We start from the raw sequence: 25,890 nt of genomic DNA on the forward strand, positions 1-25,890 counted from the left end.
AAATCCAGAACGGATCGTTATCGATTTAAAACGCACGCGTATGCGTATGAGCCTGCCTAAAGAGTCGGTTGGCTTTGTTGAAAGAATGCGTAGTGCTGAACGTAATGCCGCTGATTTACGCATTGTTTTAGACACGAATAAGTCAGTCAAGCCAAAAACATTTTTGCTTGTTCCTAACAAAACGTATGGCCATCGTTTGGTTATCGATTTATATGATCAATCGGGAAATCCCTCTGGCAAATCAAAAAGACTAAAACCGGTAAAACAGATCGCTGATAATAGCTTGCGTGACGTAGTGATTGCCATTGATGCAGGTCATGGTGGTGAAGATCCAGGTGCGTTGGGGCGCAAGGGAACACGTGAAAAAGATGTTGTGTTGGCTATTGCTCGTGAGCTAAAGAGAAAAATTAATGCGCAGCGTGGTATGCGTGCCGTATTAATACGTACGGGTGATTATTACATTGAGCATCGGCGTAGAATGCGCATTGCGCGTCAGGCCAAAGCAGATTTGTTTATTTCTATTCATGCTGATGCGTTTAAAGACCGTCGTGCCAAAGGCGCTTCGGTATATGTGCTTTCCGAGCGAGGCGCAAGCTCAGAGGCTGCGAAATGGTTGGCACAGAAAGAAAACCAATCTGACTTGGTTGGTGGCGTCAGTCTTGATGACAAGGATCCGCTAACGAGAAAAGTATTACTAGACTTGTCGCAAAATGCGACACTGGAAGACAGTCATAGTAGCGCAAGAGAGGTCTTACGCGCTATGGGAAAGGTGACGCGTTTGCACAAAAAAGAGGTGCAGCAGGCGGGCTTCTTGGTGTTGAAGGCACCTGATATTCCATCAATTTTGATTGAGACAGCATATATTTCTAACCCGACTGGGGAGAGGAATTTGCGTAGCAAGGCTTACCAGCGTAAGTTGGCCGCGGCGATTGTTGCTGGGCTCAAGCGTTATTTCGCGCAATCTCCACAACCAGGGACTTTATTGGCGTCAGTGGCAACAACACAGCGCCATACGATCTCACGTGGTGAGACCTTATCGCTGATTGCGAGCCGCTATCAAGTGAGCTTGAAGAGCTTACGTGTAACCAATAAGCTGGCCAGTGACAGGATTCGTATTGGTCAGATTCTGGTTATTCCCCGCGGAACCTGATTTACCCAGGGTATTAGACATTTACCCAGGACATGAGGCTGGGGAAGCTCTTGATCAATTTATGCAACACAAGTCTATCGCTTTACCCGCCTGTTCACTACGCCGTCTTCCCGCTTTGCCACGACGTCATTCTCGTTTCACTGCAACGTCATTCCCGCGCAGGCGGGAATCTAGACAATCTCGCTTATGACCAAACAACCTTGTGGTTATATAGTCGCTAGAAAGAAAAACGCTACTCTTTACATCGGCGTTACAAGCAACCTGGCCTGCAACGACTTGTCCCAGGAGATTCTTTAGGCATGGATTCCTGCCCCCGTGTCAAGCACGGGGCAGGCTCCGTGCTTAACACGGGGCAGGCTCTGCGCAGGAATGACGTTAGTGGTTGATGGCACGATTAAGCAACTTGATCAATTCATGGAGCACGATCTTGCGATTGAAATATCCCAGCTCTTCGTTATACCCCAAGAGCTTGCCCACACTTTCGCGGAGCCTGCTCCCCATGTCAAGCACGGGGCAGGCCGTGCTTGACATGGGGAGCAGGTCTTAGGCTGTTATCCTCGCTCCCTGGCGAGAAATGCGGACTGCTCATGCTCTGATATAATCAGCAAGCACTATGCGTATTCATCTGCTTGCCCCTGAACTGTCTAACCAAATCGCTGCTGGCGAGGTGATCGAACGCCCGGCTGCTGTCGTTAAAGAGCTGGTTGAAAATAGCCTTGATGCTGGGGCTCAAAGCGTATTTATTGATATTGCCCAGGGCGGACGGCGTCATATTCGGGTACGTGATGATGGTGTAGGCATTCATCCTGAAGATATGAAGCTGGCAGTGAGTCGCCATGCTACCAGCAAAGTACGACATCGCGAAGACCTTGAGCGTATTACTAGCCTTGGTTTTCGTGGCGAGGCCCTGCCAAGCATGGCATCGGTATCGCGCTTTAGTCTTCACTCGGCACAGCCTAATGCCGAGCATGGCTGGGCCTTAAATATTGAAGGCGGTCATGTCAGCAATGAACTTGCGCCGATAGCCCATGCGCAGGGGACGACAGTTGAAGTGTCTGATCTCTTCTTTAACACGCCAGCAAGGCGCAAATTCATGCGCGCTGACAAGACAGAGTTCGGTCATATCAATGAAATGGTCAAGCGCATGGCCTTGAGTCGTTTTGATATTGGCTTTTCCTTGCGCCATAACCAGCGTGTTGTGCATGAACTTGTTACAGCCAATGATGGGCAGTCTGCTAAGCGACGTATTAAGCAACTATTAGGCGAGTCATTTTCAATCAATGCATTGGCTTTTGATGAAAATGCGGGTGAAATGCGTTTACATGGTTGGGCAGGCTCGCCAACCATTTCCCGTAGCCAGTCTGATATGCAGTATTTTTATGTCAATGGTCGCATGGTGAGAGACAAGGTGGTGATGCATGCGATTCGCCAAGCCTATAACGATGTTTTATTCTCGGGTCGTCAACCGGCATATTTGATTTACCTCGATATTCCTACTCAGTTGGTAGATGTTAATGTGCATCCATCGAAGCATGAAGTACGTTTTCGTGAGTCGCGTTCTATTCATGGTTTTATCAGTCATGTTTTGCGCGATGTGTTAGCACAAAGTAGTACCGATGCAGCAGGGCATCATGTGACAGCTGTGATGGCAGATGCCACGTATTCTGCCTCAAGAAGAGACAAAACCGAGCTTCGGGGTACTACGGAGTTAAACCACGCATCGACTGCGGCGGCAAGTTATCGGCAGTCTGTCAACTCACAGGCGCGTTTGTCGTTCCAGGTTGACGATAGACTGAATGCGCTGACATCATTATATGCGGCTAAATCTACCGATAAAAATGTAGCACCTGAGATTGCTGTAGAAGATAATGCAGATATCCCATTACTTGGCTATGCAATTGCCCAAATTCACGGTATCTATGTTTTAGCAGAGAATGCGCAAGGCATTATTTTAGTTGATATGCATGCTGCACACGAGCGTATCACCTATGAACATATGAAACGAACGCTAGGTGAGCAACAAGAACTACGACGACAACCTTTATTAATTCCACAAGCTGTCAGTGTTAGCGAGCATGAGGCGGGGCTGATTGAATCACACGCTGAGGCTTTGTTGCGCCTGGGTTTTGAAGTGACGGCCATGGGCAACAATTCTGTTCTACTGCGACAGGTGCCGAGCTTGTTGGCAGATACCGATGTTGAACAACTATTACGTGATGTGTTATCCGATATTGCTGAGCATGGCAATAGTGATCGCGTCAATGATGAAGTCAACGAAATGTTAAGCACCATGGCTTGTCACGCATCAGTACGCGCAAATAGAAAGCTGACCATTGCTGAAATGAATGCTTTGCTACGAGACATGGAGCGCACCGAGCGCAGCGGCCAGTGCAATCATGGTCGGCCGACCTGGGTGCAGCTTACTGTCGCAGAGCTAGATAAGCTCTTTATGCGTGGACGATAATAGTTCGCGACCTGACCGCAGGGAAGAAGTACTTAATGATGCCGTAGGGATCTCAGTGCGACCTGACCGCAGGGAAGAAGTACTTAATGATGCCATAGGGGTCTAAGTAATAACGATTTAGTTAGGTAAGATCGATACGCGCACCTGCGTTTCTGTATTTGCTGAGCGTGTGCTAATGCTATTGCGGTTTTGTGTTTGACTTTGCTGTGAAACACCACTCAGTGTTGACCACTGATTGAGCGGTACGACAATCGTTGTTGAAGACGTTTGTGACTGGATGCCACTATTGGTTTCTTGGTCAATATCGGAATAGTATGGCGTGATTTCCAGCGTGACCGTATTGCCATGTAATTGTGGCCGGACGTAAATTGCCGAGGCAACTGCGTGATAACTGAGTTCGACTCCTTCAAGCAGTCCATTCTGTGAGTTTTGGCCAAAACGCAATGATCGGCTGAGTAAAGGGATGATCTTGCCATCTGAAATACTGGCTTGATGGCCATCGAGTACGCGAATACGATGTACGGGATCATTGCTGCGTGTGCTAATAGTTTTGCGCGAACTATGAGTGATCTGGCTATTACCGCGGTTACTGATAATCACATTGGTGTGTTGTTGTTTACTATTGTTTGCAAACGTACTCGGTGATTTAACCTCGATAAGCAATTGTTTAGCGGGTGTATCAAATTTCTCGATTATTTTAATCAGTTCTTGATGGCGGAGAACACTGTTAATTTTCAACAGAAGCAGGGAATTTTGACCTGATATAGCCTCTTTATCGTTCAGTAGTGGTTGAATAAGCGGAATTAATGACGCCGCACTGCGATGTTGAAGTTCGATACTATAAAGTGATTGAGCATTAACAGTTAATACACACGGTAGTGCTAGTGTTATAAGAAAAACCAGGATACGGGTCATTAGATTACTAATACTCGTGTTACGTTAGGCAGCTTGAGAAAGCTCAGATAAGGTGGACTCACCGAATTCAATTGCATCAAGATAGAGTTCTTGCATGCGTGCTTTATTAATCGCGATAGTGGGTATGTGTTGTTCATGCCAGTTATTTTCTTCCCAAGCTAAACTTAGTTTTAGAATATTACCGATAGCGCCTTCTTTTGTCAGCAGGGCTAAGGTGATTTCTTGTGAAAGAGGCAAGTGAGTGATGATTTCCTCCATATTTGTACTCATGATTGCGTCAAGCGCTGAAAATAGTCCAGCTGTGAAACAGGAATTTTGTTGGCTATATTTTAATTCGCTCGCGAGTAACTCGCACATACGTGCACGTATCACAGAGGTTAGTAATAGCGGCGTAGGACAGTCGTTTAGCCGTCCTAGGCTGAGCATTGTTGCCCATTTCTTGATGTTTTGATGGCCTAATAGTATGACTGCTTGGCGTATTGATTCAATTTTTTTAGGGAGATAAAATGCAGAAGAGTTAATATAGCGTAGCAGGCTATAGCTCAATGCCACATCATGGCTAATGATTTCTTCTTGATCGAAAACAGTTACGTTTGGATTTTGTAAGCTTGCTAGTAACCTCAGCAGATTGAGTTTATTGTGCGCAATTTTCTTGCCTTGAATAATCTGTGGTTTCGACAGAAAATAACCTTGAAATTGGTCGAAGCCAAGCTTAACACAAACATCATATTCATCTTTATTCTCTATTTTTTCGGCAAGGATTTTTTTATTGTACTGCTTTATTTTTGTAACGGCGTTTGCTAATGACTGTTCGTCATAATCGTGAATATCTAGTTTTATAATGTCTGCATAGAGTAGAAATTTTTCATTATCATTGTTTAGTATGAAATCATCGAGTGCTATTGTGTAGCCTTTCTTTTTAAGATCTTTTAGCCCTGTTAACACTTCGTCATCACATTTAATATCTTCCAATATTTCTAACACGATATTATTTTTAGGAAGCAATAGCTCGTCACGATTCACTATAAAGTCACGTGTGATATTGATATACGCAAGCCGGTCACCAACCAGTCGATTTAAGCCTATCTCAAGACAAGAATTAATAATGACATCAGAGGTGGCCTCATTAGGGTCATTAAATACAGCCTGGTTATTTCGATTATTGCGGAACAGTAATTCGTATCCAACCAGATCGAGTTGGTTGTTATAAATGGGTTGACGTCCAACATAAATATCCATAGTGATCTAGGGAGCCCCTGATTTATTATGGCCGAACCCTTGGGGTACAACGCAGAAGCGCCCCAAGAGCACGTAGCTGAATATTGCAGGTGAAAAAGTCGGGTTCATGAATAGAGCCAGAGGTTCGCCTAGCTTATAAGGCGGTTTGTTTTGCATGGTTATGTAATAGAAAAGCCATGAAATTTAGTGGTAAATTTCATGGCCATATATAGCTCCATCCCTATTGTTTTATACTTTAAAGTGCCCTAATAGTGACTGCAAGTCATCAGCAAGCTTGGTTAATTGTTTGCTTGATTGTGCGACTTCTGTTGCGTCTTCTGCAGTATGATTGGCAGCTTTACTGATATTGGCCACGTTGTCGTTGATTTCTTCAGCAACCGTACTGTGTTCTTCAGCAGCACTCGCGATACGGGTATTCATGTCGGTAATGGTCGTTACCACTTGCGTAATGGTATCCAGTGACGAGCCGGCTTTGGCAGCTTGTTCAACGCTGATGTTGGCCTGATTTTTACCCTCTACCATGACTTTAACGGCATTTTTGGCGCCGGACTGCAAGTGTTCAATAATGGCACGAATTTCTTGTGTAGACTGTTGTGTTCGTTGTGCTAAGGTGCGAACTTCGTCAGCGACCACGGCAAATCCGCGACCTTGCTCACCAGCTCGTGCGGCTTCGATGGCAGCGTTCAACGCTAGCAAGTTAGTTTGCTCTGCGATGCCTCTAATCACATCTAACACTACGCCGATACCGTTACTATCTTCTTCCAGCTTTTGGATAACAGTGCCGGCTTTTTCTACCTCAGCAGCAAGTGAATCAATGGCTTCGATGGTTTCTTTAACTACTATTTTACCTTTCGAGGCCTCATTATCAGCTTCATTAGCAGCGGATGCCGCAGAAGAAGCGTTGCGTGCGACTTTTTGCACGGTTTCTGACATTTGATTCATTGCTATTGCTACCTGATCCGTTTCAGACTGTTGTTGCTTAATACCAGTACTGGTGCGGTTAGTTACTGCACTCATGTGCTCCGCATTAGTGGTTAATGCGGAAGCATAGCCATTGATATCGGTGATCATTATGCGTAATTTGCTAACAAAGGTGTTAAACCAATAAGCGAGCTCACCCAGTTCATCGTTAGAGCTATCATCAAGCTTGGTGGTAAGATCACCTTCACCTTCAGCGATGTCTTTAATGCGTTCTACGACGTTACGAATTGGTTGAGCGACTATTCTATTCACCAATACGCTAACGGTAAACAGGCCGGCGATAAATAGGCCTATCACCACGTAGAACTGTTTCCACCAGTCCGCCATAGCCAGGGTATCAGCCTCGGCTAGTGAATAGCTGATGCGAATCGCGCCATTAACTGAGCCAGAGGGTACAGTGTGGCAGTTTAAGCAGTTAACGCCACGAGTATTCTCAGTAGCCTTGTAGGGCATGATAACGGTAATGGCGCGGTGACCTTCATGTTCACTGACTTTAATAATTTGTTCGCCTTGCAGGGCGCGGTGATCAAGGGCATCTACTGGGCGCTCTTCAGCGAAGCCTGGGCCAAACTGCGTATTAACGGGCTCGCCGCGATTGACACGGACTTCCAGTACCCCATCGTGGCGCAGTATTTTATCGCGTAAGATTGAACGCTCGCTCATGGTGCCTGTCAGCATCATTATATTCAATGAATCAAAGTAGAAGGTGTTCATTTCTTGCACGCGAGAAATCCCTGCTGCCAGGTTTTCGTGACGACTGTTTTTGTACGAAAGACTTAGAACCATTGCCGCAACGATAATAAATATCAGGCACACAGTTAAATTCATTTTAAAGCGCACGGACATGCTCTTCATTCCGAATACTTTAGCAATCATGGTATACATATAGCTCCACCCCTATTATCAGCGTTAACCCTATACCCGCTGAACTCTATATCGACACACAGCACATGACTTGAGTCAATTGTGCGCAATGATGTGTCTCCTTGTCCTCAAGCGGCATATTCCCTTGGGAGGTGTACCCGCATGACTGTTAGCGGCTCGTGGAGGGGAGGGTTTAATTTTTTTGTCGTTTGTTCATGTTAAATGAGGTTTAGTATCCCATTTTACGGACGTAAAGCGGGTGTGCGTGGCCAGGTAAGCACAGGCAATGATTTACTTTGAGCTGAGCAGAGGTATTTTCTTGTGGCGCCTTATTTAGGATGGTGCATTAGGATGGTGCATTAATTATGATTGCTTTGTGGCAATAAATTTTAGCGCTACGCCATTATTACACCAGCGTTTACCCGTAGGCTTGGGACCATCATCAAAGATATGGCCTTGATGACCACCACAACGTGCACAATGGTATTCAGTGCGTGGAAAAAAGATTTTGAAATCAGTTTTAGTTTCCGTGTGGTTGTCAATTGCCGCCCAAAAGCTAGGCCAGCCGGTACCGCTGTCGTATTTTTTTGCCGACTCGAACAAAGGTAGGTCGCAACCAGCGCAGACAAACATTCCCTCACGTTTTTCGTCGTTAAGGTCGCTGCTCCAGGGTCGTTCAGTGCCTTCTTTTCTGAGTACGTGGAACTGTTTTTCATTCAGGCGTCTGCGCCATTCCTCTTCGCTTAATACAAAAGGAGTAATTGTACTTTTCTTGGCAGATAGGGGACTAAGACTGACTGCGCCTAGTACGGTAGCAGCGATGCCTGCTTGAATAAAGTGTCTGCGTTTCATTGTAGTTCACCTTTAAATAGACGGTTTATTTGATTGGGGGCTAGTTTTAATTATCTTGTTGAGTTTTCAGAGGCTTTTGTCTGAGTGAGAATACAGCCGAGAGTGAATGAAAACTCAGCACCTTTACCCGCCTCACTATTAACTTTTATGTTGCTATGATGGAGGTCAAGAATACGTTTAACAATGGCAAGTCCTAAACCTGCACCACCGCTTTTATTACTACGATGTTTATCAACTTGATAAAAACGATTAAATATATGACTCAATTGCTCAGCAGGAATTCCCTTGCCAGTGTCTGTGACCCGCACCTGAACGCCACCATCTTTTTCAACAATATTGATGTTTACATAGCCATTTTCATTGCAGTGACGAATGGCATTTTCTATGAGATTTTCCAGCACGCGCTCGATTAAGCCAATATCACCATAAGCATTGCAGATGTCATTGGCATCGTTGCAGCTCAGTGTTACGCCACGCTGTTCGGCATCGAGCTGATGTTTTTGCATAATGTCGAACGCCAATTCATGTAATGAGAAACTGGTTTTATTTATATTAATGTCACCAGAATCAAGTCGCGCCAATTCAAATAAATTTTTGATGAGTTTACCAAGGCGGTGGCTGTGTCGGAGTGCAATTTCAAGGTATTCTCGTTGTTTTTCTGAGTCTAATTTCCCACCTTTGAGCAGCAACGTTTCTAAATACCCTTGCATAGAAGCTAAAGGTGTACGTAAATCATGAGAGATATTTGCGATCATGTCGCGTCGATGTGTATCGGTTTCACGCAGTTCTTGCAATTGCAAGATTACGCGTTTTGCTAAGTCGTTAAAGCTTGATTCAAGTTTGCCAATTTCATCACTGGATTGCACGATAAGTTGAACATTCGAGTCATATTGCGACAAATCGCTATTGCGAAACTCAGTCATTGTTGTTGACAGTCGTGTTAATCGACGTGTGTATTGATTGAATAAAAACAAGCCTGCGATCAGTGCAAACAATAAACTACCTGCGGTTACCCAGGTGCCAAGACGTAGAATATAACTATCCCCCAGCACATCGGAGATGGAATCATAATTTTCGCCACGCAAAACAACATACAGGTAGCGCATTTCACCGTTTTTGCCAATGAGTGGTGCCGCAGAGAATATTTTTTTTCGGCCAGTGGTGCGTGGATCATCGCCAAGTATGGGCAAAGGCGCACCGTCTAGAAACTGGTTGATAGGGGCAAGCGATATGTGTTTGGCCTGTACGGCATTTTTAGGTGCCGAATAACCTAAAATACCACCATGCTGATCAAGCAGGTAGAGTTCAATGCTTGGGTTAATCACCATGAATGACTCAAACACAGTTTCAATCGCATTGACATTAATTTCACCCTCATGGACGAGGTCACGTTCTTTAATCAGATTGGCAGCAAGAGTACGGTTTAACTCCTGGCTGGTTTTGCGTAGATGATCTTTGGTGAAATAGGCTGTTAGCACGATATACGTTGCGCCAACGGTAACAAGCAGGCCAAGTAGTGTGATGGCAAGCTTGCCATAAAGAGTATGAAAAAACATGGATAGAGGGTTGATTTATGGAGTTAACTCAGTAAATTTATAGCCCACACCCCACACGGTAAGAATGTATTTAGGTTTGCTGGCATCTTCTTCAATTTTTGTTCGTAAGCGATTAATATGTGAATTAACGGTATGTTCATAACCGTCGTGAGAGTAACCCCAAACCGAATCCAATAGCTGGGCGCGGGTATATACCCGCCCTGGATTACTGACAAAGTGTACTAGCAGGTCAAATTCTTTGGCGGTGAGTTCGATCGTTTGACCATCGAGCGTCACAGTATGTCTACTGATATCAATCATTAGATTAGCGTGAGTAATCATTGTTTGATTAGTTGCAACGGCTTGACTCATCGCATCACTGCGGCGGAACAGGGCTTTGACCCGTGCAGTGAGTTCACGCACGCTAAATGGTTTTGTCATATAGTCATCCGCACCCATTTCCAGGCCTAACACGCGGTCTAGCTCCTCAGATTTTGCGGTTAACATCAACACGGGCACATAGTTTTCCTTAGCGCGGATTTGCCGACATAACTCCAAACCATCGACATGCGGTAGCATGAGGTCAAGAATAAACAGATCAAATTCTTCGTTTTGAATTCTGGCGGCGGCTTCGCGCCCATCGGCAGCGATTTCGACCTGACAATCCAAATCATCAAGATTGATTTTAATCAGATTGGCGATATCAGCCTGGTCTTCGACAATTAGAATTTTACGATTCATTGGCATAGTAGCCTCATTATTAGTACTGCTTATATTTGTCTCAAGCAACATAGCCTGTCTCCAGTTGCTACTCCGCAGTAGCTAACTTACTGTTTTACAGGCACTATTTAACTTGTTATTGCTCACAATAATATCACTGCCAAGTCAAATTAGTTTAATCACGGCTCCTTGTTGTCAGCAATGCGTATAGTTTAGCGCATTGTGCGAGGGTCAGGATAAGGGAGTAGCCATGTTCAGCGCTGATTTTGGCTGGACTCGGAAAATAACATGTTATTGGTAGTATAACGGTGCCATATAATAGCCAGTGTTATCCCTCTAGTAGCGAGAAATAATGTCAGCGCCAGCCATAGCCCATGATTACCCATAAACTGGAACACATACCAGGCGGGTATAAACACCAGGAAGGTTGCAATAATCATCATGTCACGCATGACGCGTGTACGTGTAGCGCCGATAAAAATGCCATCGTAAACAAAGCTCCACACTGAAACGAGTGGCAATACTATGACCCAAGGCAAATATTCATGTGCACCTTGCCTGACCAATTCTATATCACTCATCATAGCAATAATAATTGAGCCAAACAGCCAGTAAATGGCACTGAATAAGCTGGCAAAGACAAGTGAGTAAAGCATAATTTCTTTGACAGTACGATTAAGCGATGACGGATTTTTTTCACCAATATCATGACCGACTAATGCTTCTGCGGCATGCGCGAAGGAATCGAGCACATAGGCCATTAGCGCTTGAAAATTGAGCAGCAGAGCATTGACAGCGAGCAGCGTATCACCAAATTCGGCGCCTTGAGCAGTAAAAAATGCAAACGTAAAGACCAGGCATAAGGTGCGAATGAAGATGGTATGGTTAACAGAGAACATCTTGGCTAATGCTTGCCGATTAAAAATCTGAGCTTTGCTGTAGTTTGGTGGGTAGCGTTTTAACATCTGCCAAATGAAAAAACCTGCTAAGGCTAAGCCACTATAATCAGCGATGACACTGGCCCAGGCTACGCCGTCTACGGTCATGCCTAGCCCGACAACAAACACTAAATCGAGCACGATATTGATAACGTTAATAAACAAGGTAATGTACAGGGGTACACGAGCATTTTGTCTGCCTAAAAACCAACCGATAATGACATAGGTGATGAGCGTGGCGGGGGCGCTCCAGATACGAATGTCGAAATACGTACGAGCATGATGCTCGACTTCAGGGCTGGCGTTAATAAGCGAAAATGAAACCCATGCAATAACGGGCTGTATTAGTAGTAAGAGAACAGCCAAAGCTAGCGCAACGACGCAGCCGCGTAATAGCACAGCATGCGCTTCGTCTTGATCGTTGGCGCCAGTAGATTGCGCAACTAAACCTGTCGTACCCATACGCAAAAAGCCAAAGCCCCAGTAAACAAAACTAAAGATCAGCGCACCGATAGCTACCGCGCCCATATAATAGGCATGATCGAGGTGTCCCATAACGGCAGTATCAACGATACCTAATAAGGGTACGGATAGGTTTGATAGCATCATAGGGGCAGCAATGGCCCAAATACGGCGATGCTGTGGGGCTAGTGTGGTGTAACGAATAATATGTTCCTATTAGTACTTAATGTATTGGATTAAGGCGATTTAATCAAAAGCCGTTAAGCTGTGACGTTCTTGCAATATTTTACCGTTACAGTTCGGGGCGTTCTCAATCAATAAGGTCGCCCTTATTGATTGAGAACGCCCCCTAGAATAAGATTTCGGAGTTAGTATGCCATCAGTTATGAAACCCTTCTATTACAGCAGTTTTTTGCTTGCGCTAACGATGCCATTTTCTGTGTCAGCGGGGCAATGTCACGGTCAAAGCGCTGAGCACAAAGTCGCTTTGCTTGAGCTTTATACATCAGAAGGCTGTAGTAGCTGCCCACCAGCGGATCGTTGGCTGAGCAATTTGGCGGAAGGTCAGTTCGATTCCCAGCAAGTCGTGCCTTTAGCGTTACACGTTGATTATTGGAATTATCTTGGTTGGAAAGATCCTTTTTCTAGCAAGCAATACAGCAAGCGCCAGCGCCATCAAGGCGATGTCAATAATCTTCGTACCGTTTATACACCACAATTTGTGCTCAATGGTGAAGACTTGCGTGGTTGGTACAAACGTAACGGTACCGATGGGCCCATTGAGAAAGTCAATGCCGAATCAGCCAAGGCAACTATTCATTTGACCTTGGGTGACTTGACGTTAGGTAATGCTGACGCAGCAAGCTTGCAAGTGGATGCCAGAGTAGAACTGGCTGATGAGCAAAGTGCTAATGGTTATGGTTTATACCTTGCCTTGTTTGAGAATGAGTTGATCAGCGATATTCCGCGTGGTGAAAACAGTGGTAAAACACTGCACCATGATTATGTGGTGAGAAAGTTAATGGGGCCTTATAAGTTGGCAGGGAAAAGCAGTAGCTTAAGCGAGAAATTTTCCATTGCGGCGGATTGGACTGATAAGAACCTCGGTGTTGCTGCCTTTGTGCAAAATGCAAAAACCGGTGATGTGTTACAAGCGCTTATGGTTAAAAATTGCAGCTAAGGAGAGCTGATGGCGACTTTGAGCGATAAGCGCTATTACTGCACTGCCAAGCGCAGCATAGCCCTTAACAATGTGTTGTTTATCATTGGCCGGCGCGTTTATTGCTAATCGCCATTTAAAAACCCCAGGCTGACCGAAGCCAGCCTGGGTGAGGGACGCCAAATGACGACACCTAGGGGGAGCATGGAGGAATATGACGATAGTGCCGCCCCGGAATCCCTATCAATAATTATCCATTTCCAGGTCAGACTTACTGCCAACCCTGTCACAATCTTGTGGCTAAACTGATTTAGCCTGTTGTACTGCGTTACCAATATAGCTAGCGGGCGTTAGTTGTAATAGTTTCTCTTTGGCTTCATTCGGTATTTCTAGCGCGGTAATAAAATCATGCAATGTGTCGCGATTAATACCTTGACCTCGTGTTAATGCCTTAAGCTTTTCATAAGGCTCTGCGATGCCGTAACGACGCATGACGGTTTGAACGGGTTCGGCAAGCACTTCCCAGGCATCATCAAGATCGGCGCGCATAGCGTCTGCATTGGCTTGCAGTTTACCGATGCCAGCCAGTGTTGACTGCATTGCGATAACGCTATGCGCGATACCCACACCGATATTGCGTAATACGGTTGAGTCGCTAAGATCACGTTGCCAGCGCGATACCGGGAGTTTTTGTGCCATATGAGTAAGCATGGCAGAGGCAATACCAAGGTTGCCTTCGGCATTTTCAAAGTCAATGGGGTTGACCTTATGCGGCATGGTCGAAGAACCTACTTCATTGGCTTGTAATTTCTGGCGCAAGTAACCGACGGATATATAGCCCCAGATGTCGCGACTAAAGTCGAGTAGCACCGTATTAAATTGCACCAGGCTATTAAAGTGTTCAGCGATAGTGTCATGAGGTTCAATTTGTGTGGTGTAAGCACTCCATTGTAGCCCCAGTGATTCGACAAACTCCTTGCCAAGTGTTGGCCAATCTATTTCCGGATAGGCTGATATATGTGCATTAAAGTTACCCACTGCGCCATTGATCTTGCCGAGTATGGGCAGCGCAGCGAATTGATTTTGTTGTCTTTGCATGCGGTAGGCAAAAACCGCCATCTCTTTACCCAGGGTGGTTGGTGAGGCAGCTTGGCCATGTGTGCGTGCGAGTATGGCTTGTTCAGCATTGTCGTGAGCCAGTTTTTTGATGGCAGCGGTGACTTCATTCATCAGTGGTAATAAAACATTTTGACGTGCGCTATCAAGCATCAAGCCATAGGCAAGATTGTTAATATCTTCTGAAGTGCAGGCAAAATGCAAGAACTCACTAAGGGGTGCCAGTTCATCGTTCTTGTCAAAACGCTCTTTGAGATAATACTCAATAGCCTTAACGTCGTGATTGGTTATTTTTTCAATGGCTTTCACGCGCTCAGCGTCAGCCACCTCAAATTTATCGATAAGCGATTGTAGCCAGGCATTGGCACTCTCGCTTAAAGGCGCGATTTCGCTGATTTCAGCAGTATCGGCAAGGCGCTGTAGCCAGCGGATTTCGACGATGATGCGAGTGCGAATCAGCGCATATTCACTAAGGTGTTCACGCAGCGCCAGTGTTTTCGTGGCATAACGGCCATCGATCGGCGAAATCGCAGTCAAAGAGTTAAGTTGCATGGTGGGTTCCATCATGGGTTAAAGGGTCTGGCAGCCTCTGATTAAGGATTTCTAATCAATTCATTGAGTCTGTAATAATACAACAACTTACTTAAATAGAGAAAACACGCGTGATAGCAACGAAACTTTAGCTAAGAGTAGCTTTAAGGGGGGGTACACTTGGATTTTTTAATCGAAGCTATTTGGCTGTGATTTGCGGATAGACCTTAGTCGGTTACACAAACGAAGATTGGTACGAACAATTATCAAAAGAGCACATCAATTTACTCCGGTTGTTCATGCTCTACGATAAAAACAGCGTTTTTCTAGACTAGGAGACTGTTTCGTTTTGGGGTTGCAGAGTTACGGTAACGAGCTTAGATCAAAAACTGACACGTTTTCTCTGCCATTTGATGGGTCAGTGCCACTAGCGATTGCAAAAGGAAAAGAGACCGCGCCAGTGACAGCAAAGGGAAATAGACTTATTGGCAACATTTGCGCACCTGCAGTTGGCAACATTGTTTGAACATGACCCACATTGACAAACGTATTGTCAACTAACTGAAATAAGAACCCTCTACCGAGATCCATCGCTCTCGATTGAGCAGAAATACCGGCATAAAGGATGGTTCCATCAAAATCAATAGGGCCATCTAAGCGTGCGCGCTCGAGGTTTCCGACAAAGTTTGGTACTGGGAACGTGCTTGTGAGCATCTGATCAAGAGTAAACGTATTGTCACTTCGAACATAACTGAAAATAGTCCCATCTTCATCCGGCCCAGCTAATAAACGATCTCCATTAAGCGTAATGCCACCTGGGGCCTCTAAAAGTTGCTGCTCAACCCAATTAACCCCCACTTTTCGAAATACATAAGTACCACCAGTACCTTGTGCCACTATGGTATCGCCTGATAAGTCTAGAGACTGTCCGAATGAATTAATAACATTGGGATCGACACCGCTACCTAATAGCGTCGCGGTCTCAGACCAAATTCCATTCACGCGCTCAAAGACAATGATTCGTCGCTCCAATAGGTCAGAACCCACCGTAATCAAGGTGTCGCCATCGATGACAACGCGTGTCCCAAAATTCGTAAATAAGCGCGTCGTAGCGGGCACTAAGGTTTGTGAAAAATTCCACACGCCATTGACCCGATCAAAGATAAACACGACTCCCTCATCTGCCGCAAAGACTCCCCCAGGAGCATCAAAACCAAAGACACCGACGGCGATCGTATCACCCGAAATGGACACACTGAAACCAAACTGATCTAAGCTGCCGACCCCCGGTATCGGTGCTTTTAAATAAGCAGTTTCCACCCAATCATTATTAATTAGCTCAAAAACATAGGCTGCGCCGGCGGAAGGTATCGTATTATCCAATGGATTATTGGGATCGCCACTGTCTTCACCGTCTGCGCTGACAACGAATGTCGTCCCGTCAATAGCAAAGCGTGCACCAAAAAGATCTACCGGATCAAGGTTTGAAGATTGCACGCTATCCACTTGGGGAAACTGATTAGCTTCGGCCAGCCCAGCCGTACCACCACCCGACCCGCCGGCATTGCCACCGCCCCCAGCACCCGCATTGCTGCCCGATGAAGACCCGCCACCACAGGCCTGCAGCAGCATGACGATAAGGCCTAAAGCCACTGTACGCTTTACGATTCCCAACACCTGCTTCTCCTTAATTAACTACTGTACCGAATGAAATACAGCATGACATGCCATGCTACCGAAAGGTGACTGAACCCCCCGTTAATTTTTGAGCATTAGGAGCCAACCGTCTGCTGTGAACATGAATGGACAAATAGCGTATTTTATGGTAAAAATAGACATATGTCTTATTTAGCGAAAGGAGAGTGAATATGGCACAACTCAAATTAATCGACATGCCACAGGTTCTCTCAAAGAATTATTCCACGCAAGAACTTGCTGCGATGCAAAGAGCAGTGATGACTTTATTTAAAAAATGGGGTATCTCTGATGATCAAGCCGCCACATTGCTTGGTGATATCGCCACGCGCACCTATGCGCGTTGGAAGAAAGGATCACTTGGACGGCTCAGCATAGATCAAGCCGATAGAATATCGAACCTGCTCGGTATCCATAAGGCACTACGCCTATTATTTAAAGACCCTCAACGAGGTTATCAATGGATAGCCACGGCTAACGACGCCTTTGCCGGTTCATCCGCCCTTGATGTCATGCTTAACGGGCGCCTCACCGATATTATGCGCGTGAGACGTTACCTGGATGCGTCGCGTGGCCAATGGTAGAGATAGCCTTAAATCAGGTAACGTGGCCACACTACCATCGCTTAGTGAATTCCGCCTATCCGCCCATTGATCTATTCGATGACATCGCTGACCCTAAAGACTGGCTGTTACTTGGCATCAGTGAAAGCCGGACTAATCCGCGATTATCGGAATCTATGGGCCGACTAGAGCTGATTCCTCCATCACGTCGGGTTGGCGGGAGCGGAGCATCATGGGTCATGGCTCCGTTTACCCACGCAACGACCGATAAACCTAGCAGGTTTCATGATGGTAGCTTTGGCGCTTTTTATGCGGCAAATAATTATCAAACCGCATTATTTGAAACCGCTCATCACGTCAGTCTATTTAATCAAGCAACGAATCAAGCCCCAGGCTGGATTGCTGATATGCGAGAATTAGTTGGCAGTATTGACACAATACTTACCGATATTAGAGTGGGTGATTATCAAGATATATTGCATCCCGATGACTATTCTTTTTCCCAGCAATTTGCTAAAACTATTCTTGCTCAAGGCAATGATGGGATTGTCTACCCGAGCGTTCGGGACAAGGGTGGAGAATGTTTTGCAGCATTCTACCCCGATGTCATGCGCATTCCGATTCAAGGCAAACATATTAGTTACCACTGGAATGGAGAACGTATAGACCTCATCAAAGAGTTAACCGAGCACGGCAAGGTCTATCGAATATCTTGAACAAAATGTTGATGTGTGGAATGAGACTGATGATTGCATTATCAATACGTCATTAATCTATTCTATTGCCAGGTCGATACTTATAGATAAGTCATTCGTATGTTTGATGAAGCAGGTGGCACGCCACAGGCTTGTGTTCAGTTGCCAAATGCAACAATAAGGGTGAAAATGAGGTAATAAGAGAAAAAGAGTTTAATACTATGGACAACCAAGAAAGCAAATTCGATGAATGGGGCGTTAAACGTCGCATAGCCAAAGCCCGTAAAAAGCAGGCTAAGCTTTCTATTGAAGTGAAAAAGGGTCGTTTAGAGGATTGGGGACTCAACATGCCTGAATCCAATCCGACCTGGAAGCGCTCGGTAAGCTGGCGGATACTGGCCGGTGTTTTCGGTTTAATGTTTGGTTTGTTTGTCTTTATTATTAAATTAATTTTTTCGATTGGTGCAGGTGCTGGACAACAAGCACATTCAAGTACCAGTAATTCCAGTTATGACTCTACTGATGGCGAACTAAATGTGACTTCCTCTGCGGATTTTAGTCCTTGGGATAGGACACCATATAATTCTCTACCAACAGAAAATCTGATTAACGTAAACCCAGCATTTCAGGAACAACAGGCATCCCTTGATAATGATATAGATTTTTTTAGAAATCATTAACCCCTGGCCCATATAAATACGGGCCGAGCATTACAAATCAGCTTTAGGGCATAGCCCTAAAGCTGATTTTTTTATCTCGATTTCGCAGCATTAGCGGCTCTATTCCCCGCAGCTGCAGCAACAGATCCTGCTCCTTCTGCACCACGGGCAATACTACCGGGTAACTGCGTCGCAGCACTACCAGCGCTATTCGAGGTCGCCCCAGCTCCACCTGTAGCTAGAAAACCTGATTGCACCGCACCATTTATTGCCCCTGCTATAGTAAACCCTGCCCATCCCATAACAAGTCCAAACAATAAGGGCAAAATAAAGTATAAGGACGAGATAAGAATATTAAGCACGAAGAACGCCCCCCCTCATTCTCTCCGACAATGGAATCGGGCGAGCTCATAAATGCGCCAATTAAATTATCATCCATCCACGCAGCCAAATAAAATAAGGCGTCAATAAACGTTAAGGCAAAAAACCCTACTGAAGCAACAATTAAAAATGAAATGGAGTAGCGTGAGGCAACCAACGCAAACGGTAGCAATAAGATTGCCCGTTGTGATTTGCGGATAGACCTTAGTCGGTTACACTTAGGCAACGCTTCTAAGTGACCATAGCCCTCGCAGTGCTTAATCACAAGGGGGATTTTTATTGTTTGAGTAAGCCACTACCATTTTAATGGATATTCAATTTCTATTGAAAAGCATTATTTTTCCGTTGACTCATATACCATTTTTTATGGTAATGGTAGCTTGGTTGTAGTCGACTCTATTCGTTGAATGCCACTGGTTTTTTTTGGGTTTTTTTTGGGTTTTTTATTAGAGGTTTTTTGGTGGACTTGTAGGGTTATCGGGTATTGCTTCCAATACACGGTTGGCAGCATCCAGCATACGTTTACGACCGATTATAAACTGAAATCGATTGCCACCACAGTGGCGCCATAAGACACAGGCACGAATACCGGCGAGTAATAGCATGCGTACACGGTTGGCGTTATATTGTTGGTTAAGATGTCCGTCTTGACCGTTAATCATAATCTTGGGGCCGAGTTTACTGATAGTGTCACGATACAGGCCAGCCAAATTGGCAATGACGTTTTCATGGGTTGGCGAGAAGAATTTTGCTTGCTCTTTGGCTTGCTCGATACCTTTAAAAACTTGCTCTTGTAATGATTTATTTTTATATAGACGTTTTTCCAGTGCGAGCAGGTTCACTGCGTAACGTGTGATTTCAATATCACGTTTGCTGTTGTCATTGCCAAATTGGCGAATAAAGGTGATTAGCCCTTGTTGTACATTTTGCTGGCCATTGAATACATCACTAGCGTTATCGGGATGCGTTTGAAACAGGCTGTGTAATGCTGTTTCAATCAGCGCAGTCTCACAGTTGCCAAAATGGGCTAATTGTTTGACGGCATCGATGGCCTGGAAGGCACCGGCCAGAGCAATGATACGGTTTTCTTCGCTATGATTAATCAATATAAAGCCCTTAATTCCATTTTGAAACGATAGTACCACCACCCAGACAAACATCATCTTGATAAAAAACGATCGCTTGTCCTGGTGTGATCGCACGTTGTGGTTCATCAAAATCCACCACTAGACCAAGCTTATTGTCATGTCGCAAATGGCAAGTTTGATCGTTTTGACGATAGCGGATTTTGGCAGAGCAGCTTAACGGTAATGGTGGTGCTTCACCGCTAACCCAGTGCAGGGTATCCGCACTTAAATGTTGATGAAATAAACGTGGGTGATTATGTCCCTGCGCAATCAATAAGATATTATTTTGCAACTCTTTATCGACGACATACCAAGGTTCACCACTATTTTTGGCAATGCCACCTATGCCGAGGCCTTGGCGTTGACCTAAGGTATAAAACATCAGCCCTTCATGTTTACCCAGCGTTTCGCCTTCGATAGTTTGTATAACCCCAGGCTGGGGTGAAATATAACGTTTTAAAAAAGGGCGAAAATCGCGTTCACCAATAAAGCAAATGCCAGTACTGTCTTTTTTATTGTGGTTGTCAAATTCAGCATCAGCCGCTAGTTCACGCACGACTTTTTTTTCGAGTTCGCCAATCGGGAACAGACTGTGGCTGAGTTCATATTGTCCCAGGGTGTAGAGAAAATAGCTTTGGTCTTTATTGCCATCCAGGCCTTTGAGTAGACGATAGCAGTTATCGACACAATCAATTCGCGCATAATGCCCGGTGGCTACCTTGTCGGCACCGCGGGCGAGAGCGTGATTGAGAAAAACTTTAAACTTGATTTCTTTATTGCACAAAATATCAGGGTTGGGTGTGCGGCCCGCACGATGTTCGCTAATAAAATGTGTAAACACATGTTCGCGATATTCTGCAGCGAAGTTTTCGCCGTCGATGTCAATGCCTAACTTGTCGGCAACAGCGATGGCATCGGCCAGATCGATTTCAGCCGTGCAAGGGGAATCAGGATCTTCGTTGTCCCAATTTTTCATAAATAAACCGCAAATCTGGTGGCCTTGTTCCTTCAGCAATAACGCAGTGACTGAAGAATCGACGCCGCCAGACATGGCCACGGTAATGCGTAAAGGGTTTGACATGGTGAAAGGGTGCCAGTTTAAAAGCGAAGGTAACAAATCAAGTGGCTAAGGGTCATTATTTATAAAGTTGTTGATACAGCAGCAAGACCTAGCATTATATCCAAGTAATCATTACGGGTTCTATTTCATTGCAGATTACTATACACGCGGATAGTCGGTTTTCGTAGCGTAAAGCCACGGTTTTAGAGTTTGTTGTAGGGCTTATAGACGGATGCTGATTTTTCAATGATTAGAAAAACCTGTTAAAATCAGTCTGTTATTCAGTTTTTCCTTCTCAATTATTGCCCCACCAAGCATGAGGTTATTTTAATATGGCGTATGACAAAATTACGGTACCGTCTGGTGAAGTGCTAGGTATAAGCGGCTCTGGCAAGCTACAGGTGCCCGCAAACCCGATTGTGCCATTTATTGAGGGCGATGGTATCGGTGTTGACATCACACCAGTGATGCGCAAGGTGGTCGATGCAGCAGTCAGCAAAGCCTATGGCGATGACAAGAAAATCTCATGGATGGAAATTTATGCCGGGGAGAAGGCCACCAAAGTCTATGGTGATGATGTCTGGCTGCCAGAAGAAACCATAGCGGCTATGCGCGAATATAAAATTGCCATTAAAGGGCCATTAACGACCCCGGTGGGTGGTGGTATTCGTTCGCTTAATGTTGCCATGCGCCAGCAGTTGGATCTCTATGTTTGTATGCGCCCTATACGTTATTTCGACGGCACGCCGAGTCCGCTGCGCGAGCCGGAAAATACTGATATGGTTATTTTTCGTGAGAACTCTGAAGATATCTATGCTGGTATCGAATGGGAGGCTGGTAGCGATGACGTAAAACGTGTCATTCAGTTTTTGCAAGATGAAATGGGTGTCACTAACATTCGTTTTCCCGAAACATCGGGTATTGGTATTAAACCGGTATCGGTTGAAGGCACACAACGTCTGGTACGCAAAGCCATTCAATACGCGATTGATAATGACCGTGATTCAGTCACCTTGGTACACAAAGGTAACATCATGAAGTTTACCGAAGGTGGCTTTAAGATATGGGGTTATGAACTGGCCAAGAGTGAGTTTGGTGCAAAAGAGATCGACGGTGGCCCATGGTGTACGATGAAAAACCCGCGCACGGGTGGTGAGATAATCATCAAAGATGTGATTGCTGATGCCTTTTTGCAGCAGATTTTATTACAACCCAAGGAATACAGCGTTATCGCCACACTGAACCTTAATGGGGATTATATTTCCGATGCGTTGGCTGCCCAGGTAGGCGGTATTGGCATTGCGCCAGGGGCGAACTTATCGGATAGTATCGGACTATTTGAAGCCACACACGGTACTGCACCTGACTATGCTGGCCAGAATAAGGCCAACCCGAGTTCGCTGATTTTGTCAGCCGAAATGATGCTGCGTTATATGGGTTGGACGCAAGCTGCTGATGGCATTATTAGTGGTATTACGGGTGCTATTGCAGCCAAGGCGGTGACTATCGATCTGCAACGTCTGATGCCGGATGGAACCTTGCTGAGTTGTTCAGATTACGCACAGGCCGTGATTGATAATATGTAAATTGGTACCATATATTATATTACATAGAGATTTATACAGCATATGAGCAACCAAAAAGTGACCGGGAATGCCTGACGATAAGCGACTCATTGGTAACGATGATGGCGATGGTTTGGCTTTACAAGAGGCGAAACCAAAACTTAAAAAGCCACCACTTTTTAAAGTGTTGCTATTAAACGACGATTATACTCCTATGGAGTTTGTCACTAAGGTGTTGCAGAGCTACTTTGGTATGAACGAAGAGCAGTCAACACAGGTGATGTTACATGTGCATACACGTGGTCAAGGTGTTTGTGGTGTTTTTACACGAGACATTGCCGAAACTAAAGTTGTTCAAGTCAGTGAGCTTGCCCGTGATAACGAACACCCACTGAAATGTGTGATGAAAGAAGCCTGAATGTTGATAGCAGGAGTAAAACGACATGTTGAGTAAAGAGCTGGAACTGTCTCTCAATGCCGCGTTTAAAGAAGCGCGCGATCGTCGTCATGAATTTATTACGGTCGAGCATTTACTGCTAGCACTACTTGAAAATAATTCTGTGACCGGTGTTTTGGGTGCCTGTGGCGCTGACCTCAATATTCTCAGGCGAGATCTTGGCTATTTTCTTAAAGAAACTACACCCGTATTAACTGATTCAGATAGTAGAGAGACACAGCCAACATTAGGTTTTCAGCGTGTCTTGCAGCGTGCAGTGTTTCATGTTCAGTCATCGGGTAAAGATGAAGTTACTGGTGCCAATGTATTGGTGGCGATTTATAGCGAACAAGATTCGCAATCCGTTTACCTGCTCAAGCAGCAAGATATTGGCCGTCTGGATGTAGTTAACTATCTTTCTCATGGTATGTCACGCACGGGTGAAGAGGGCGCGGATGACTTTGAGCAAGCTACTGATGCTGAGTCAGCGAATGAAAGTGCTAAGACAGCGTTAGATGCTTACGCTAGCAACCTTAATGAATTGGCCAAGCAAGGTAAGATTGACCCGTTAATCGGGCGCAAAGATGAGATTGAGCGCGCAGTACAGGTGCTTTGTCGTCGGCGTAAAAATAATCCCTTGTTTGTTGGTGAAGCCGGTGTCGGTAAGACCGCCCTGGCAGAAGGCTTGGCGCGCATGATTGTCAATGGCGAAGTGCCTGAGGTATTGCTCGATTCAACAGTTTACAGCTTGGATCTGGGTGCCTTATTGGCCGGCACCAAATATCGTGGTGATTTTGAAAAACGTTTGAAAGCCGTGCTGTCACAAATACGTAATGAACCCGGTTCAATCCTGTTTATCGATGAAATTCATACCATCATTGGTGCCGGTGCTGCTTCAGGTGGTGTTATGGATGCATCGAATTTGATTAAGCCCGGGCTGGCATCAGGCGAGCTAAAATGTATTGGTGCGACCACCTATCAAGAGTATCGCGGCGTCTTTGAAAAAGACCGCGCCTTGGCGCGTCGGTTTCAAAAAATTGATGTTGTTGAACCCAGTGTTGAAGAAACGGTTGAAATTCTTAAAGGCTTGCGCAGTGCTTTTGAAGAACACCATGGCGTACGTTACACACGTGATGCCTTACGTATCGCCGCAGAACTTGCAGACCGTTATCTGACAGAACGTTATATGCCGGATAAAGCGATTGATGTCATTGATGAAGCGGGCGCCAGTATTCAGTTGATGCCCGCGTCGAAGCGCAAAAAGACCGTTGGCGTGCGTGATATTGAACGCATTATTGCCAAAATGGCACGCATACCACCCAAGAGTGTTTCGGCGAGTGATAAGGATCGCTTACGAACACTAGACCGTGATCTCAAGCTACTGGTTTTTGGCCAAGATGACGCCATTGCTAACCTTGTCAGCGCGATTAAAATGGCGCGTTCTGGTTTGCGTGATGGTAAAAAACCTATTGGTTCATTTTTATTCTCAGGACCAACAGGCGTGGGTAAAACAGAAGTAACGCGTCAGCTTGCTCACGTCCTGGGTATTGAGTTGATTCGTTTTGATATGTCTGAATACATGGAGCGCCACACCGTTTCTCGTTTAATCGGTGCGCCGCCTGGCTATGTAGGTTTTGATCAAGGTGGTTTGCTCACCGAAGCTGTCAATAAGCAGCCTCATGCTGTGTTGTTATTCGATGAAATAGAAAAGGCACATCCTGATGTTTATAATTTGCTATTACAGGTTATGGATCACGGTATGCTGACAGACAATAATGGCCGCAAGAGTGATTTCAGAAATGTGATTTTGGTCATGACAACGAACGCCGGCGCGCAGGACATGAGTCGAAGTTCAATGGGTTTTACCACGCAAGATCATAGTAGTGATGGTATGGAATCGATCAAACGATTATTTTCGCCTGAGTTCCGTAATCGTCTTGACGCAATTGTGCCCTTTGCACCATTGGATGACAGTACCATTGGTTTCGTTGTCGATAAGTTTATTATCGAACTAGAGCATCAGCTCGATGAGCATAAAGTGACACTGAGTATTGATAAAGAGGCGCGCAATTGGTTGGCCGAACATGGCTGTGATGTCAAAATGGGTGCTCGACCCATGGCGCGAATCATTCAAGAGCAGATCAAAAAACCTTTGGCAGATGAATTGCTATTTGGCAAGTTGTCTCATGGTGGCCATGTGCGCATTAGTGCGGGTAAAGAGGGTTTGGTCTTTGGCTTTGATGAAGTTGAAGAGACCCTTACAGAAAGTTAATGTCGCCAGAAAGTTAATGTGGCGAGCATAAACCCGACAGCCTTCTAACGAGCGCGATAAACGATACGGCCTTTACTCAGATCGTAGGGAGTGAGCTGAACGGTCACCTTGTCGCCAGTGAGAATACGGATATAATTTTTTCGCATCTTGCCGGAAATGTGTGCCATAACAACATGGCCATTTTCCAGCTCTACGCGAAACATAGTATTGGGAAGGGTATCGACTACCGTTCCTTCCATTTCAATGTGTTCTTCTTTTGCCATTTTGTTTCAGTGGGCTCCTTCAGTGTCCAGAGGTTAATCCGCCATTATAGCGCAATAGCAGTTCTTGTGCTGTTTCAAAGCGTTGCCAACCCTCTTTAAGATAGGCTTCTGTTGGCAAAAAATTAGTTTTGTAGCGCATTTTGTTGCAACCATGAATCCAATAGCCTAGATAGAGCCATTTTCGACCTAAACGGCGTGCTTCTTCAATTTGCTGCAAAATGGCATAAATACCGAGGCTGCGTTCGGTA

The 25,890-nt window shown here is 45.3% G+C and carries 23 protein-coding genes; 10 read left to right on the forward strand and 13 right to left on the reverse strand.

Annotation, left to right across the window (positions count from 1 at the left end):
- From JKY90_01745 to mutL, 3 genes are all read left to right on the forward strand, one after another.
- A partial coding sequence (locus JKY90_01745; protein ID MBL4850992.1) for an N-acetylmuramoyl-L-alanine amidase occupies positions 1-1,150 on the forward strand: 1,150 nt, incomplete at its 5' end.
- A 369-nt stretch (positions 1,151-1,519) separates the two neighbouring features.
- Positions 1,520-1,678 carry a hypothetical protein gene (locus JKY90_01750; GenBank protein MBL4850993.1) on the forward strand — a complete coding sequence of 53 codons (159 nt, stop codon included), beginning with the start codon at positions 1,520-1,522 and terminating at the stop codon, positions 1,676-1,678.
- A gap of 85 nt (positions 1,679-1,763) precedes the next feature.
- On the forward strand, positions 1,764-3,614 hold the full coding sequence (mutL, locus tag JKY90_01755; GenBank protein ID MBL4850994.1) for a DNA mismatch repair endonuclease MutL: 1,851 nt from the start codon (positions 1,764-1,766) through the stop codon (positions 3,612-3,614).
- Positions 3,615-3,731: 117 nt separating this feature from the next.
- On the opposite strand, the gene JKY90_01760 is transcribed toward mutL, so the two are convergent.
- From JKY90_01760 to JKY90_01790, 7 genes are all read right to left on the reverse strand, one after another.
- Positions 3,732-4,529 carry a hypothetical protein gene (locus JKY90_01760; GenBank protein MBL4850995.1) on the reverse strand — a complete coding sequence of 266 codons (798 nt, stop codon included), beginning with the start codon at positions 4,527-4,529 and terminating at the stop codon, positions 3,732-3,734.
- Positions 4,530-4,553: 24 nt separating this feature from the next.
- Entirely contained in the window at positions 4,554-5,768 is a 1,215-nt protein-coding gene (locus JKY90_01765; protein MBL4850996.1) for an HDOD domain-containing protein, read from the reverse strand.
- 228 nt (positions 5,769-5,996) lie between these two features.
- Positions 5,997-7,634, reverse strand: a complete 1,638-nt coding sequence (locus tag JKY90_01770; protein MBL4850997.1) for a methyl-accepting chemotaxis protein — start codon at positions 7,632-7,634, stop codon at positions 5,997-5,999.
- Between the two features lie 342 nt (positions 7,635-7,976).
- On the reverse strand, positions 7,977-8,465 hold the full coding sequence (gene msrB / locus JKY90_01775) for a peptide-methionine (R)-S-oxide reductase MsrB (GenBank protein MBL4850998.1): 489 nt from the start codon (positions 8,463-8,465) through the stop codon (positions 7,977-7,979).
- A 50-nt stretch (positions 8,466-8,515) separates the two neighbouring features.
- On the reverse strand, positions 8,516-10,021 hold the full coding sequence (locus JKY90_01780; protein ID MBL4850999.1) for a GHKL domain-containing protein: 1,506 nt from the start codon (positions 10,019-10,021) through the stop codon (positions 8,516-8,518).
- Between the two features lie 15 nt (positions 10,022-10,036).
- Positions 10,037-10,741, reverse strand: a complete 705-nt coding sequence (locus tag JKY90_01785) for a response regulator transcription factor (protein ID MBL4851000.1) — start codon at positions 10,739-10,741, stop codon at positions 10,037-10,039.
- Positions 10,742-10,974: 233 nt separating this feature from the next.
- The gene (locus JKY90_01790) at positions 10,975-12,267 is read right to left on the reverse strand and encodes an MATE family efflux transporter (GenBank protein MBL4851001.1); all 1,293 of its coding nucleotides are present in this window, start codon (positions 12,265-12,267) and stop codon (positions 10,975-10,977) included.
- 226 nt (positions 12,268-12,493) lie between these two features.
- Here JKY90_01790 and JKY90_01795 point away from each other — a divergent pair, with 226 nt between their 5' ends.
- Positions 12,494-13,300 (forward strand): DUF1223 domain-containing protein, encoded by an 807-nt coding sequence (locus JKY90_01795; GenBank protein ID MBL4851002.1) that lies wholly within the window; start codon positions 12,494-12,496, stop codon positions 13,298-13,300.
- Between the two features lie 279 nt (positions 13,301-13,579).
- On the opposite strand, the gene purB is transcribed toward JKY90_01795, so the two are convergent.
- Both purB and JKY90_01805 read right to left on the reverse strand, forming a co-directional pair.
- Positions 13,580-14,947 carry an adenylosuccinate lyase gene (gene purB, locus JKY90_01800; protein ID MBL4851003.1) on the reverse strand — a complete coding sequence of 456 codons (1,368 nt, stop codon included), beginning with the start codon at positions 14,945-14,947 and terminating at the stop codon, positions 13,580-13,582.
- 342 nt (positions 14,948-15,289) lie between these two features.
- Entirely contained in the window at positions 15,290-16,603 is a 1,314-nt protein-coding gene (locus JKY90_01805; GenBank protein MBL4851004.1) for a hypothetical protein, read from the reverse strand.
- A 191-nt stretch (positions 16,604-16,794) separates the two neighbouring features.
- Between JKY90_01805 and JKY90_01810 the strand changes: the two genes are divergently transcribed.
- The 3 genes from JKY90_01810 (at position 16,795) to JKY90_01820 (ending at position 18,559) form a co-directional block, all read left to right on the forward strand.
- Positions 16,795-17,205 (forward strand): DUF2384 domain-containing protein, encoded by a 411-nt coding sequence (locus tag JKY90_01810; protein ID MBL4851005.1) that lies wholly within the window; start codon positions 16,795-16,797, stop codon positions 17,203-17,205.
- Positions 17,199-17,900: an RES family NAD+ phosphorylase gene (locus JKY90_01815; protein MBL4851006.1), complete on the forward strand. Its 702-nt coding sequence runs from the start codon at positions 17,199-17,201 to the stop codon at positions 17,898-17,900. Before JKY90_01810 ends, JKY90_01815 begins: the two co-directional genes overlap by 7 nt.
- A gap of 200 nt (positions 17,901-18,100) precedes the next feature.
- A complete protein-coding gene (locus JKY90_01820; protein MBL4851007.1) occupies positions 18,101-18,559 on the forward strand; it encodes a hypothetical protein in 459 nt (152 codons plus the stop codon).
- A gap of 806 nt (positions 18,560-19,365) precedes the next feature.
- Here the strand turns inward: JKY90_01820 and hflD are convergent.
- A complete protein-coding gene (hflD, locus tag JKY90_01825) occupies positions 19,366-20,025 on the reverse strand; it encodes a high frequency lysogenization protein HflD (GenBank protein MBL4851008.1) in 660 nt (219 codons plus the stop codon).
- A gap of 10 nt (positions 20,026-20,035) precedes the next feature.
- Complete coding sequence (gene mnmA / locus JKY90_01830; GenBank protein ID MBL4851009.1) at positions 20,036-21,127, reverse strand: tRNA 2-thiouridine(34) synthase MnmA; 1,092 nt, start codon at positions 21,125-21,127, stop codon at positions 20,036-20,038.
- 311 nt (positions 21,128-21,438) lie between these two features.
- Between mnmA and icd the strand changes: the two genes are divergently transcribed.
- The 3 genes from icd (at position 21,439) to clpA (ending at position 25,379) form a co-directional block, all read left to right on the forward strand.
- Complete coding sequence (gene icd, locus JKY90_01835) at positions 21,439-22,692, forward strand: NADP-dependent isocitrate dehydrogenase (GenBank protein ID MBL4851010.1); 1,254 nt, start codon at positions 21,439-21,441, stop codon at positions 22,690-22,692.
- Positions 22,693-22,759: 67 nt separating this feature from the next.
- Positions 22,760-23,089: an ATP-dependent Clp protease adapter ClpS gene (clpS, locus tag JKY90_01840; protein ID MBL4851011.1), complete on the forward strand. Its 330-nt coding sequence runs from the start codon at positions 22,760-22,762 to the stop codon at positions 23,087-23,089.
- A gap of 25 nt (positions 23,090-23,114) precedes the next feature.
- A complete protein-coding gene (clpA, locus tag JKY90_01845) occupies positions 23,115-25,379 on the forward strand; it encodes an ATP-dependent Clp protease ATP-binding subunit ClpA (GenBank protein ID MBL4851012.1) in 2,265 nt (754 codons plus the stop codon).
- 44 nt (positions 25,380-25,423) lie between these two features.
- On the opposite strand, the gene infA is transcribed toward clpA, so the two are convergent.
- Both infA and JKY90_01855 read right to left on the reverse strand, forming a co-directional pair.
- A complete protein-coding gene (gene infA / locus JKY90_01850) occupies positions 25,424-25,642 on the reverse strand; it encodes a translation initiation factor IF-1 (GenBank protein MBL4851013.1) in 219 nt (72 codons plus the stop codon).
- Positions 25,643-25,661: 19 nt separating this feature from the next.
- A partial coding sequence (locus tag JKY90_01855; GenBank protein MBL4851014.1) for a hypothetical protein occupies positions 25,662-25,890 on the reverse strand: 229 nt, incomplete at its 5' end.

The organism is Gammaproteobacteria bacterium (assembly GCA_016765075.1).
Lineage (GTDB): Bacteria > Pseudomonadota > Gammaproteobacteria.

Coding starts and splice junctions, on each gene's coding strand:
- JKY90_01750 (MBL4850993.1), top strand. CDS start 1,520: ATGACGTTAGTGGTTGATGGCACGATTAAGCAACTTGATCAATTCATG.
- mutL (MBL4850994.1), top strand. CDS start 1,764: ATGCGTATTCATCTGCTTGCCCCTGAACTGTCTAACCAAATCGCTGCT.
- JKY90_01760 (MBL4850995.1), bottom strand. CDS start 4,529: ATGACCCGTATCCTGGTTTTTCTTATAACACTAGCACTACCGTGTGTA.
- JKY90_01765 (MBL4850996.1), bottom strand. CDS start 5,768: ATGGATATTTATGTTGGACGTCAACCCATTTATAACAACCAACTCGAT.
- JKY90_01770 (MBL4850997.1), bottom strand. CDS start 7,634: ATGTATACCATGATTGCTAAAGTATTCGGAATGAAGAGCATGTCCGTG.
- msrB (MBL4850998.1), bottom strand. CDS start 8,465: ATGAAACGCAGACACTTTATTCAAGCAGGCATCGCTGCTACCGTACTA.
- JKY90_01780 (MBL4850999.1), bottom strand. CDS start 10,021: ATGTTTTTTCATACTCTTTATGGCAAGCTTGCCATCACACTACTTGGC.
- JKY90_01785 (MBL4851000.1), bottom strand. CDS start 10,741: ATGAATCGTAAAATTCTAATTGTCGAAGACCAGGCTGATATCGCCAAT.
- JKY90_01790 (MBL4851001.1), bottom strand. CDS start 12,267: ATGATGCTATCAAACCTATCCGTACCCTTATTAGGTATCGTTGATACT.
- JKY90_01795 (MBL4851002.1), top strand. CDS start 12,494: ATGCCATCAGTTATGAAACCCTTCTATTACAGCAGTTTTTTGCTTGCG.
- purB (MBL4851003.1), bottom strand. CDS start 14,947: ATGCAACTTAACTCTTTGACTGCGATTTCGCCGATCGATGGCCGTTAT.
- JKY90_01810 (MBL4851005.1), top strand. CDS start 16,795: ATGGCACAACTCAAATTAATCGACATGCCACAGGTTCTCTCAAAGAAT.
- JKY90_01815 (MBL4851006.1), top strand. CDS start 17,199: ATGGTAGAGATAGCCTTAAATCAGGTAACGTGGCCACACTACCATCGC.
- JKY90_01820 (MBL4851007.1), top strand. CDS start 18,101: ATGGACAACCAAGAAAGCAAATTCGATGAATGGGGCGTTAAACGTCGC.
- mnmA (MBL4851009.1), bottom strand. CDS start 21,127: ATGTCAAACCCTTTACGCATTACCGTGGCCATGTCTGGCGGCGTCGAT.
- icd (MBL4851010.1), top strand. CDS start 21,439: ATGGCGTATGACAAAATTACGGTACCGTCTGGTGAAGTGCTAGGTATA.
- clpS (MBL4851011.1), top strand. CDS start 22,760: ATGCCTGACGATAAGCGACTCATTGGTAACGATGATGGCGATGGTTTG.
- clpA (MBL4851012.1), top strand. CDS start 23,115: ATGTTGAGTAAAGAGCTGGAACTGTCTCTCAATGCCGCGTTTAAAGAA.
- infA (MBL4851013.1), bottom strand. CDS start 25,642: ATGGCAAAAGAAGAACACATTGAAATGGAAGGAACGGTAGTCGATACC.